This is a genomic window from Micromonospora sp. NPDC047074 (assembly GCF_040643815.1).
Lineage (GTDB): Bacteria > Actinomycetota > Actinomycetes > Mycobacteriales > Micromonosporaceae > Micromonospora.
The window spans coordinates 17940-29187 of sequence record NZ_JBEYVB010000057.1 but is presented as its reverse complement, the minus strand read 5'-3'; the positions used below and the strand labels follow the sequence as shown (position 1 = coordinate 29187).

Genomic DNA, 11248 nt, shown 5'->3' with positions numbered 1-11248 from the left:
GGGCGCGGGGCGCGGGCGCGGGGCGCGGGCGCGGGGCGCGGGGCGCGGGGCGCGGGGGTGGGGGGGGTGAGAGCGTGGAGGTGGGTGGAGCGTGGGGGTTGCTCCCGGCCGGGGAGGGATGCCCCGTTTGAACCGCATCGGGACGGGAAGCCGGGTCGCGTGGTGAGCGAACGAGGCAAGGTAGGGCCGGTGCACAAGGTGCGCAAGGGGCTCACGGCCGACGGTGCCGGGCTGGAGGGCGACCGGGTGGTGGCCGCCGGTAGCGCCGCGCGCGTCCTGGTCGCCGCCACCGCCCGGGCGCTGCGCGGGACCGACTGCGCCGACCTGGGACACCCGGGGCACCCGGGACCCTTGTCGCGGTTCACCGGAGCGCCCGAGCCGGTACGCCGGGCCGCGGTGATCCGGGCGGCCGGCCGGGTCGCGCTCACCACCGGCCAGACCGCCGAGGTCGATGCCGCCCGGGTCGCCCGCTGGTTCGCCGACCAGTACCCGCGCCGCCGTTACCCGGGAATCCTGATCGGCTCCCCGCACGGCGCGGCCGCGCACCTGGCGATGGCGCTCGGCGTGCCCTGGCTGCCCGCCGGGTTCGAGATGACCGCGCACTGGGCGCAGGGCTCCGTCGACCGGCCGCAGGCCGCCCTGGACCACGGTGCCGCGCTCGCCGCCCGGCTGCTCGGCGGCAACCCCGACCTGCACGTACGCCAGGTGCACTGCCCCGCCAGCCGGGGGGCGCTGGTCGGCGCCACGGTGTCGCTGGGGGCCCGGTGGCGGTCCCTGCCGGCCGCGTACGTCCGATTCCTGGCCGACCGGCTGGAGCCGGGCGCTCCGGTGCTGCTGCTGCGCGACGGGCGCACGTGGCCGGTGTTCGACTCCGCCCCCGGGCACAGCTTCCAGGTCGGCTGTCCGGCCAGCGGCCTGGACCCGGTCGACTTCCACCCCGACAGTCACGCCCTGCGGCAGGTGCTCCGCTCGGTCGGCGGGGACGGCGGGCAGTGGGCGCCACCGGAGGTCACCTCGCCGCCGGGGCCGGCGGAACACGGCGTGGAGTCCGGTTTCGAGTCGAGCGTCCGCGAGTGGGCGGGGCGGCACGGGCATCCGCTGCACCGGGTCCTCGTACCGCTGCCGGAGGCGCTCAGCGCCGCGACCGCCGACCTGTACCGCCGCTGGTTGCGCGCGGCCGGCAAGACCGGTGACCGGCTGGTGGTGGAGTGCGGCCGGCTGCTCGACCCGTGGCAGGTGGTGCGGGCCGGGATGGTGCCGTACTGGTGCGAGAACGCCACCCGGCGCAGCGTGGAGGGGGTGGAGTGGTGGCTCGCCGGGAGCGAGCCGTTCAGCTCGGTGGACGTGCTGCCCGAGCCGCCCGGCCTGCGGTCGCCGGCGCTGGCGGGACTGCCGCAGTGGCTCGCCGTAGCCGGCTTCGGCCGCCGTCGCCGGGCGCTGGACCGCACCTCGGCGCGGGGCTACCCGGTCACCTCGGTGCCCACCCGCCGGGCCACGGAGGTGCTGCGGGCGCAGCCGTACGACCTGCCGACGCCGCCACCGATGACCGTGGCCGACGCCCTCGCGGTGCTCCGGGAAAGCGGCTCCCACCAGGGATTACTGGTCTCTTGAGGCGGCCCTTTCGAAACATCCTCGCGAACCCCGGGTCCCGTGATTGAGTACCTACGGAGCGGGAACACCGCTGGCTGCGACGGCCTGATCACGCCGTACGGCCGCGGCCTCGTCGCCCGCTGGCATCCCAGTCATGTGACCCACTTCCGGCCCGGTGCGTGGTGCGACCACGCGCGCGCACGACCGGTTTCCTGAATCCGGGCGGGGACCTTCCTGAGGGAGGCGCGGATGTTCGGACAGACCACCACCACACCACCTCCGACCGAACGGGGCCTGGAGGACCTGGACGCGGCCGCGTTGGCGTACGCGGCCCGGATCGAGGGCCTTCCGCCCGAACGGCGCCAGGAGGCACGCGAGGACCTGGTCCGGTTCGCGCTGCCGTTCGCGGGCCGGCTGGCCCGCCGCTACCGGGGGCGGGGGGAGCCGCTGGAGGATCTGGAGCAGGTCGCCCGACTGGGCCTGGTCAACGCGGTCGACCGGTACGACCCGGAGCGGGGTTCGTTCACCGCGTACGCGGCGATCACCATCGTCGGCGAGATCAAGCGGCACTTCCGCGACCGCACCTGGGGTGTGCACGTGCCGCGCCGGCTGCGGGACCTGATCCTGGAGGTGGGGCAGGCGACTGCCGCGCTGACCAGCGAGCTGTCCCGGGCCCCGTCGGTCGCCGAGTTGGCGGAGCGCCTGGAGACGCCGCAGGAGGAGATCCTCGCCGCGCTGGAGTCGGCGGCCGGCTACAGCCCGGCGTCGCTGAACGCTCCCGTCGGCGGGGAGAGCTCGGCCGAGTTCGGCGACCTGGTCGGTGAGTCCGACAACGCGCTGGAGTCCGTCGACGACCGGGTGACCGTCAGCGGGCTGCTGCACCGGCTGCCCTGGCGGGAACGGCGCATCCTGGCCATGCGTTTCTACGGCAACCAGACCCAGGCGGAGATCGCCGCCCGGTTCGGCATCTCCCAGATGCACGTCTCCCGGCTGCTGTCCCGGGCGTTGACCTGGCTGCGCCAGGCGATGCTCGCCGACGCGCCGCCGCCCTGGCAGAACGGCGCGGCCGAGTCCGAGCCGGCGAAGACCCGCATCTCGGTCCGGCAGAACGGCGACCGGGTGGTGGTGGAGGTCGGCGGTGAGATCGACCGGGACGGCGCGGACCAGCTCCGCCGGGCGATGCTGGAGGCGGTGACCGGACAGCCCGCCGAGGTGGTGGTGGACCTGGTCGGCGCGGGCGGTTTCGACGCCGGCGGCATCGCCGCGCTGATGGCGGGCCGCGAGGCCGCCGCCCGCACCGGCGTGCCGCTGCGGCTGACCCGGGTCCAGCCGGCCGTGCGCCGCTCGCTCACCGCGGCGGGCCTGGCGCCGGCCCGCGAGGGCTAGACCAGGCCCGACCACGCCGCGAGGGCTCCGGCCCAGGGCTGCCGACCAGGCCGCGAGGGCCGGCACGAAGACGAAAGAAGGCAGGGCCGGCACCCGGGAAACGGGTGCCGGCCCTGCCACACGTACGCCCGGTCAGCGCTCCGGGCTGTCGCCGGGCCCGCGGGGGTGCCGCCAGCGGTCGTTCTCCTGCGGCTCCCGCTCGGCCCCGAGGCGGGTCTCCTCCGGCTCGTCGGTCTGCTCGAAGCTGGGCCGACGGACCTCGTCCGGCTCCGGGACCACCACCGGCCGGGCTCCGGACTGCGGCGCCGGCTGGTACTCGGCGGCCTCCCGCGCGCCGTGCGCCCCCTCGGCGGCCGGCGACTCGGCCAGGTGCGGCTCGCGGTGCAACTCGTCGCGGAACTCCTGCGGCGGCTTGGTGGTGCGCTGCGGGAGGTCACGGCCGAGGTCGGCGACGAGTGGGCCGTACTTGGCGTCGAAGGCGGGCCGCTCGGAGCGGATGCGGGGCATCCGGTCGAAGTTGCGCAGCGGCGGCGGGCAGGTGGTGGCCCACTCCAGCGAGTTGCCGAAACCCCAGGGATCGTCGACGTTCACCATCGCGCCGTAGCGCCAGGACTTCCAGGCGTTCCACATGAAGAACAGCGTGGACGCGCCGAGCACGAAGGCGGAGATGCTGGAGAAGGTGTTCAGCGCGGTGAACCCGTCGGTCGGCAGGTAGTCGGCGTACCGGCGGGGCATGCCCTCGTTGCCCAGCCAGTGCTGGACGAGGAAGGTGCCGTGGAAGCCGAGGAACATCGTCCAGAAGTGGGCCTTGCCGAGCCGGTCGTCCAGCAGCCGCCCGGTCATCTTCGGCCACCAGAAGTAGAAGCCGCCGAAGAGCGCGAAGACCACCGTGCCGAACAGCACGTAGTGGAAGTGCCCGACCACGAAGTAGGTGTCGTGGGTGTGCCAGTCCGCCGGCGGGCTGGCCAGCAGCACCCCGGTGAGGCCGCCGAAGAGGAAGGTGACCAGGAAGCCGATCGCGAAGAGCATCGGCGTCTCGAAGGTGATCTGTCCCTTCCACATGGTGCCGATCCAGTTGAAGAACTTCACGCCGGTGGGCACCGCGATCAAATAGCTCAGGATGCTGAAGAACGGCAGCAGTACCTGGCCGGTGGCGAACATGTGGTGCGCCCACACGGACATCGACAGCACGGTGATCGCGATGGTGGCGAGCACCAGGCCGGTGTAGCCGAAGATCGGCTTGCGCGCGAAGACCGGGATGATCTCGGTGATGATGCCGAAGAACGGCAGCGCGATGATGTAGACCTCGGGATGGCCGAAGAACCAGAACAGGTGCTGGAAGAGCATCGGACCGGCGGTTTCCGGGTCGTAGACGTGGGCGTTGAACAGCCGGTCCGCGGAGAGCGCCAGTAGCGCCGCCGCGAGCAGCGGGAACACCAGGATCACCAGTACGCTGGTGAAGAGCATGTTCCAGGTGAAGATCGGCATCCGGAACATGGTCATGCCGGGCGCGCGCAGGGTGAGGATCGTGGTGATCAGGTTGACCGCGCCGAGGATGGTGCCCAGCCCCGAGACCACCAGGCCGATCACCCAGAGGTTGGCGCCGACGCCGGGCGAGTGCTCCGCGCTGCTCAGCGGCGAGTACGCGGTCCAGCCGAAGTCGGCGGAGCCGCCCGGGGTGGCGAACCCGCCGATCACCATCAGCCCGCCGACCAGGTAGAGCCAGTACGCGAGGGCGTTGAGCCGGGGGAACGACACGTCGGGGGCGCCGATCTGGATCGGCACGATGTAGTTGCCGAAGCCGAACGCCGCCGGGGTGGCGAACAACAGCAGCATGACGGCGCCGTGCGAGGTGAAGAGCTGGTTGTACTGCTCGGGGGAGAGGAACTGCATGCCGGGCCGGGCCAGCTCGGCCCGCATCAGCATCGCCTGGATCCCGGCGACCAGGAAGAAGCCGAACGAGGTCAGCAGGTAGAGCAGACCGATCTGCTTGTGGTCGGTGGTGGCCAGGAACCGGGTCAGCTTGCCACCGGGGATCGGTTTGCGCAGGGGCCCGGGGTAGCCGCCGAAGCGGGCCGGTGCCAGGATCGCCGGTCCCCGGTCGCGTGCAGGTTCCGTGGTTACCCGCTTGGACATTGGACTCTCACCCCGCCATGACGACAGATGGGACGGCGCGGCTACCCGCCCCTCCGCCTATGAAACCAGGCGATGGTCGTGATTCAGGCGAGAGTGGTAAATTCCGTCAAATCGCGGGCAGTGTCGCCCAGACGACCTTCCCGTGACCGGCCGGGGCGCTGCCCCACCGCTGGGCCACCGCCCGCACGAGCATCAGCCCTCGGCCGCCCTCGGCCCGCGGGTCGGGTGACCCGATCCGGGCCGGGACCCCGCTGCCGTCCGCCACCGCCAGGTGCAGGTACGGCCGGCGGAGGGTGAGCGTCACCTGCATCGGCGTGCCGGCGTGCCGGACCACGTTGCCGACCAGCTCGCTGAGCACCAGCGACGCCGGGCCGGCGGCCTCCGGCAGGCGCCACCGGGCGCACGCGTCGCCGACCAGTTCCCGCGCCCGCCGGCAGGCCTCCGCGACCGGTTCCAGCCGCTCCCGGAGCCGGGGCACCGCCGCCGCGCTCGCCGCCCGGGCCGCCTCCGCGTAGTCGCGCCGCACGGGCACCACCCGGCAGGCCGTCGACTGCGCCAGCCAGCTGGCCGCCTCGGGCGGCGGGGCGCAGAGCACGAGGGGCACCGCCGGCCACCCGGCGGCCCGGCGGGCGGTGGCGGCGAAGACCGAGAGCGCGAGCCGGTTGCGGACGGTGGTGTCGGCGAGGTCGACCACGAGCGCGTCGGGCTGTCGGGTGAGGCAGCCGTCCAGCACGGTGTGCACCGTACGCATGGTGTCGAGGTCGAGGCCGCCGGAAAGGCGTACGAGGGTCACGGGTGATCCGTCACGGACCTCGCAGGTGATCCGGCTCGGCATGCGCGCCTCGTTTCGCGTCGTCGGGGCCTGCGAACTACCCGGGCGCGCGGAGGGCCAAACCGGCGGTGGCCGGGCAGGCGTTCACCTGCCCGACCACCGGGTCGGAGTGCGTCAACGGCGGCGTCGTGTGGTCAGCACGCCGAGCGCGATCATGCCGATGCCCAGCCCGAGGTGCAGCCAGTTGTCGGCCGTGTTGACCGGGATGAAGTTGGCGGCGCTGTCGTGGTCGATCACCAGGCCGTAGAGCCAGAGCACCAGGTAGATCGCGCCGCCGCCGACCAGGAACGTCCGGGCGCCGGCGACGGACCGGGCCAGCACCAGCCCGGCCACCCCGAAGAGCAGGTGGACGATGTTGTGCAGCACCGAGACCTGGAACAGGCCGAGCAGCCTGGCCTCGGAGTCGTGCCCGGCGAAGCGCAGGTCTGAGTAGTCGCTGGTGACGCCCGGCACGAAGCCGAGCACGCCGACGAGGAGGAAGACCACCGCCACGGCCAGGGCGGCCCGCCGGACGGGTGCCTTGCCGTCGGCCGGGTTGTGCCGGGCTCGGGAGTGCGCCATGGGACCGGTCACCGCCGTCTCCTCACTGTGCGGGAAGTGGGCCCGCTGCGGGAGCGCGGGGCCGTCCGCGCCTTCCCGCTGCTCCTGCCGTCAAACCGCCCCGCGTCGCGCCGGCGGCTCGGGCCGACCCGAGCCGCCGGCGTCAGTCAGGCCGCCCGCAGGGGAGACACGACGGCGGGCTGACGGACCAGCTCGTAGAGGCGTACGTACTGCTCGGCCATCACGGCGGGCGTGAAGCGGACGGCGGCCTCGCGCCGGCACTCGTCCGGGTCGAGGAGGCTGGCGGCCAGCAGCAGGTCGCCCAGCTCCTCCTCGTCGGTGGTGAGCAGCCCGGTGCGGCCGTGCTCGATCAGCTCGGGCAGGCACCCCCGCGCGGTTGCCACCACCGGCGTGCCCAGGGCCAGCGACTCGACCACCGCCGTGCCGCCCGGCTCCTCCCAGCGCAACGGGAACAGCGAGGCGCGGGCGCCGGCCAGCAGGTCGTCGCGTTCCTGCCCGGCGACCGTGCCCACCCAGCGGACCAGGTCGCCGTCGACGTGCGGCGCCACCTCGTCGTAGAAGAACCGGACGTCCGGGTTCTGCCGGGCCTCGTCCCCGGCGGCGGCCAGGTCCTCCGGCCGGTGGTACGGGCCGACGGGACCGGCGAGCACCAGCGGCACCCCCATCCGCCGGGCGAGGCGGGCGCCCACGTCCTGGCCCTTGCCCGGGTTGATCCGGCCCAGGACGATCAGGTAGTCGCCCTTCTCCGCCCGGGGCCGCCGGTCCGCGTCCACGGCGAGCGGGGTGGACAGGTGCACGTGCCCCACCGAGTGCTCCCGCAACGCCCGGGGCGCGCGGGCCAGCTGGGAGGCCGAGACCCCGTTGACCCGGACCCGGTCCCCGCCGTCGAGGTTGCCGTAGAGCGCCGGATGCTTGGCCAGGTCCCAGTGCAGCGTGTGCAGCGCCGGCGGGGCGTCCGGGCCCATCGCGGCGAGCGTGGCCAGGCCGACCGCCTCCACGTGGTCGTGCACCAGGTCGATGTCGTCGCGGGTGTGCAGCGCGCGCACCACACCGTTGAGGTGCGCCTGGGAGATGCCGCAGACCTGGTTGTACGGGCGTTGCAGGGCGTGGAACTGCCCGTCGGGGAAGACCGAGAACCGCTCGTCGACCGGCAGGGTGCTGCTGTCGACCGAGGCGAGCACCACCCGCACGCCGAGGCGGCGCAGCTCCGGCACCAGGGTCGCGATCACGTTCTCGATGCCGCCGTAGCCGGGCGGCGGTACGGACAGCCAGGGACCGGCGTTCATCAGGACGGTGAGGCTCATCGTGCGTGGTTCCTTCCCTCGGCGGGGCGGTGGGCCGTCCGCGGCCGGTCACCTGCGGTCGAACGGGGCCCGGCGCTCATGCGGCCGCGACCCGTCGCCGGGGGATCCGGTGCCGCAGCTCCGCCAGGGGCGGCCGTTCCTCGACGGAGATGTCGCTGACGACGATCTCCCGGTCCAGGTTCGGCAGCGCGTCGGAGCCGCCCCGCCGGAACTGGGTCAGCAGGGCGGCGGGCATCGCGCCCGGTGCCGCCCAGCCCCGCCGCTGCAACCGCGACCAGGCGGTGAGCATGATCTGGGCCGACATCCGGCCCAGGGCGGCGGTGTCCTGGTGGCGGTGCTTGCGCTCGCCCAGGTCCACCTGGGCCAGCGCGTCCAGCCCGACCAGGTCGAGCAGGTCGATCAGCATCGCCGTCTCCACCCCGTAGCCGGAGACGAACGGCACCTGCTCCAGCACCTCCCGGCGGCCGGCGTACTCGCCCGCGAGGGGCTGCACGAAACCCGCCAGCTCGGGCCAGAACAGGTTCAGCATCGGCCGGGCCATCAGCTCCGTCACCCGTCCGCCGCCGTCGGTCTCCACGCTCGCGGCGCCGACCAGCGGGCGGTGGTAGAAGCCCTTCACGAAGTCCACCGACGGGTCGGTCAGCAGCGGGCCGATCAGCCCGGTCACGAAGTGCGGACGGAACTCCCGCAGGTCGGCGTCGACGAACGCCACCACGTCGCCCCCGGCCGCCGCCAGCCCCGCCCAGAGCGCGTCCCCCTTGCCGGTCAGCCGGGGCAGGCCCCGGGTCATCGCGTCCTGGCTGACCACCTCCGCGCCGGCGGCGCGGGCCACCTGGGCGGTGCGGTCGGTCGACCGGGAGTCGACCACGATCAGCTCGTCCACCAGGGCCACCCGGTCCATCAGGTGCTCCCGGATCGTCGCCACGATCGCGCCGACCGTCGCCTCCTCGTTGCGGGCCGGCAGCACCACGCTGACCCTGTTGTCCCCCTTGGCGCGCATGAGTCGCCGCGCCGGCCAGTCGGCCGCCGACGTGGTGCGGTAGGTGGCCCAGGCCTCCACCACCGGTGAAACCGCCGCTCCCGTATCCCGCACAGGCACCCCCTGATCGTGGCGGAAAAACCCTGGTTGGTTTCCCCGCTACCGCGCTCGCGCTAACCGCAGCATGCCTAACAGCTTGATCACGGAGTCGCTGCGGTCGGGTTCCCCGCCGGTGAACGTTTGGTTGCGCCCGGCCGGGGGGAGTGCACCCGCCGGAAGGCGAAAACGGTGACGGAAGGGCTCTCGATGCGCAGGTGCCGGGTGGGACTGGTTGGGGCCGGCGGGGTGGCGCGACGCCACGCCCGGGTGTTGGGCGGCTTCGCGGACGTGGAGCTGGTAGGGGTCACCGACGTGCTGCCGGAGGCGGCGGCGGAGCTGGCGGGCGCGCACGGCATCCGGACGTTCGGCGACGTCGACGAGCTGCTGGCCGCCGGGCCGGACGCGGTCTACGTCTGCGTGCCGCCGTTCGCGCACGGGCCGGCGGAGGAGGCGGTCGTCGCGGCCGGGGTGCCGATGTTCGTGGAGAAGCCGGTCGCCGTCGACCTGGCGACCGCCGAGCGGATCGCCGACCTGGTCGCCCGGCGCGGGCTGCTCACCGGCGTCGGGCACCACTGGCGGTACCTGCCGGTGGTGCGGCAGGCCCGGGAGCTGCTCGGCGACCGCCCGGTGCGGATGGTCAGCGGCGCGTGGTGGGACAAGGTGCCGCCGGTGGCCTGGTGGTCGCGGCGGGACCGCTCCGGCGGCCCGGTGGTCGAGCAGGCCGCCCACGTGCTGGACCTGATCCGGTCGCTGGTCGGCGAGGTGACCGATGTCACCGCGTACGGTAACGGCACCCCGCCGCCGGTCGACGGCGCCGACATCGACTCGGTGACCACCGCGGCGCTGCGGTTCGCCGACGGCGCGGTCGGCACCCTCACCGCCGCCTGCGTGCTCGGCTGGAAGCAGCGGGCCGGGGTGGAGATCCTCGCCGACGGGCTGGCCCTGTCGCTGGCAGAGGACGGCCTGGTGGTGCGCGACGCCGACGGGGAGCGCCGCTTCGCCGCCGACCCGGACGCCGCGCGGGTGGCCGTGGACCGGGCCTTCGTCGATGCGGTCCGGGGCATCGGCGACGACGTCCGCGTCCCGTACGCCGAGGCCCTCGGCACCCAGCGGCTCGCCGTCGCGATCGCCGACTCCGCCCGCACCGGGCGGACCGTTCGCCCGGACCTGCCCACCGCGCCGCTCGCCACGGGGGTGACGGTCGGTGCGTGACCGGGTGGTGGTGGTCAGCGGCCCCGGGCGGGTGGACCTGGTCGAGCAGGACGCCGCCGAGCTGACCGACGGCACGTTCCGGGTGGAGACCCTGTTCAGCGGCGTGTCGGCGGGCACCGAGCTGAGCTACGTCAAGGGCACCAACCCGTACCTGAACGTCACCTGGAACGCCGGCCTCGGGCTCTTCCAGCCCGGCTCGGCGAGCACTCCCTACCCGGTGACCCGGCTGGGCTACATGCAGGTCGGCCGGGTGGTGGAGAGCCGCACCCCGGCCGTCGCCGTGGGCGCCGTCGGCGCGATGACGTACGGCCACCGCACCGGCTGGGTCGCCGACCCGGTCGCCGAACGGTTCGTGCCGCTGCCGGCGGACCTCGACCCGCTGCTCGGCGTGTACGTCGCGCACATGGGGCCGATCTGCGCCAACGGCGTGCTGCACGCCGCCGCCGACCTGTACGGCGCCGACGTGCGGTCGCTGGGCGACGGGGTGCGGGGCCGCCGGGTGGCGGTCGTCGGCAGCGGGGTGGTGGCCCTGCTCACCGCCCTGTTCGCCAGGCGGCACGGCGCCGCCTCGGTGGTGGTGCTCGACCCGACCCCGCAGCGGCGGGCCGTCGCCGAGGCGCTCGGCCTGGAGACCCTCGACTCCGAGGCCGACGACCCGGCGGTGGTGCTCAAGACCCGCTGGGCGCACGGCCCCGGCGACCGGGGCGCCGACGTGGTGTTCCAGTGTCGGGGGCAGGCCTGGGCGTTGCAGCTCGCGCTGCGCCTGCTGCGCCCCCAGGGCACGGTGGTCGACCTGGCCTTCTACCAGGCCGGCGCGGACGCGGTCCGGTTCGGCGAGGAGTTCCACCACAACGGGTTGTCGCTGCGCTGCGCGCAGATCGGCCGGGTGCCGCGCGGGCTCGCCCCCACCTGGGACCGGGAGCGGCTCTCCGCCGAGACGGTCGACCTGCTGCGCGCGTACGGCGACGTGATCCGCGAGCACCTGGTCTCGGCGGTGGTGCCGTTCGACCAGGCGCCGGCGGTGCTGACCGACCTCGCCCAGCGGCGCCGCCAGGAGCTCCAGGTGGTGCTGACCGGCTGAGTCCGGACCGGTCGGGGGCTCGCGGCGGGGCGCGCGCCGCACGCCCCCGACCGGCCCCGCGAAGACAT

At 74.2% G+C, this 11248-nt stretch carries 9 protein-coding genes; 4 read left to right on the top strand and 5 right to left on the bottom strand.

All coding sequences use genetic code 11. The features are described from left to right. The first annotated feature begins 198 nt into the window (after window positions 1–198). A complete protein-coding gene (locus tag ABZ809_RS32915; protein ID WP_357566556.1) occupies window positions 199–1611 on the top strand; it encodes a hypothetical protein in 1413 nt (470 codons plus the stop codon). 228 nt (window positions 1612–1839) lie between these two features. Then, entirely contained in the window at window positions 1840–2976 is a 1137-nt protein-coding gene (locus tag ABZ809_RS32910) for a SigB/SigF/SigG family RNA polymerase sigma factor (RefSeq protein ID WP_357566552.1), read from the top strand. 132 nt (window positions 2977–3108) lie between these two features. On the opposite strand, the gene ctaD is transcribed toward ABZ809_RS32910, so the two are convergent. From ctaD to ABZ809_RS32885, 5 genes are all read right to left on the bottom strand, one after another. Next, complete coding sequence (gene ctaD / locus ABZ809_RS32905) at window positions 3109–5112, bottom strand: cytochrome c oxidase subunit I (protein ID WP_357566551.1); 2004 nt, start codon at window positions 5110–5112, stop codon at window positions 3109–3111. A 106-nt stretch (window positions 5113–5218) separates the two neighbouring features. Beyond that, entirely contained in the window at window positions 5219–5905 is a 687-nt protein-coding gene (locus tag ABZ809_RS32900) for an ATP-binding protein (protein ID WP_357566550.1), read from the bottom strand. 153 nt (window positions 5906–6058) lie between these two features. Beyond that, window positions 6059–6505 (bottom strand): DUF4383 domain-containing protein, encoded by a 447-nt coding sequence (locus ABZ809_RS32895; RefSeq protein WP_357566555.1) that lies wholly within the window; start codon window positions 6503–6505, stop codon window positions 6059–6061. Between the two features lie 146 nt (window positions 6506–6651). Then, window positions 6652–7809, bottom strand: a complete 1158-nt coding sequence (locus ABZ809_RS32890) for a glycosyltransferase (protein WP_357566549.1) — start codon at window positions 7807–7809, stop codon at window positions 6652–6654. Between the two features lie 76 nt (window positions 7810–7885). Then, window positions 7886–8869, bottom strand: coding sequence for a glucosyl-3-phosphoglycerate synthase (locus ABZ809_RS32885; protein WP_357566554.1), 984 nt, complete (start codon window positions 8867–8869; stop codon window positions 7886–7888). A 225-nt stretch (window positions 8870–9094) separates the two neighbouring features. Between ABZ809_RS32885 and ABZ809_RS32880 the strand changes: the two genes are divergently transcribed. Together ABZ809_RS32880 and ABZ809_RS32875 are read left to right on the top strand one after the other, a co-directional pair. After that, window positions 9095–10099 carry a Gfo/Idh/MocA family oxidoreductase gene (locus ABZ809_RS32880; RefSeq protein WP_357566553.1) on the top strand — a complete coding sequence of 335 codons (1005 nt, stop codon included), beginning with the start codon at window positions 9095–9097 and terminating at the stop codon, window positions 10097–10099. Next, on the top strand, window positions 10092–11180 hold the full coding sequence (locus ABZ809_RS32875) for a zinc-binding alcohol dehydrogenase (RefSeq protein ID WP_357566548.1): 1089 nt from the start codon (window positions 10092–10094) through the stop codon (window positions 11178–11180). Before ABZ809_RS32880 ends, ABZ809_RS32875 begins: the two co-directional genes overlap by 8 nt. The last annotated feature ends 68 nt before the right edge of the window (window positions 11181–11248 follow it).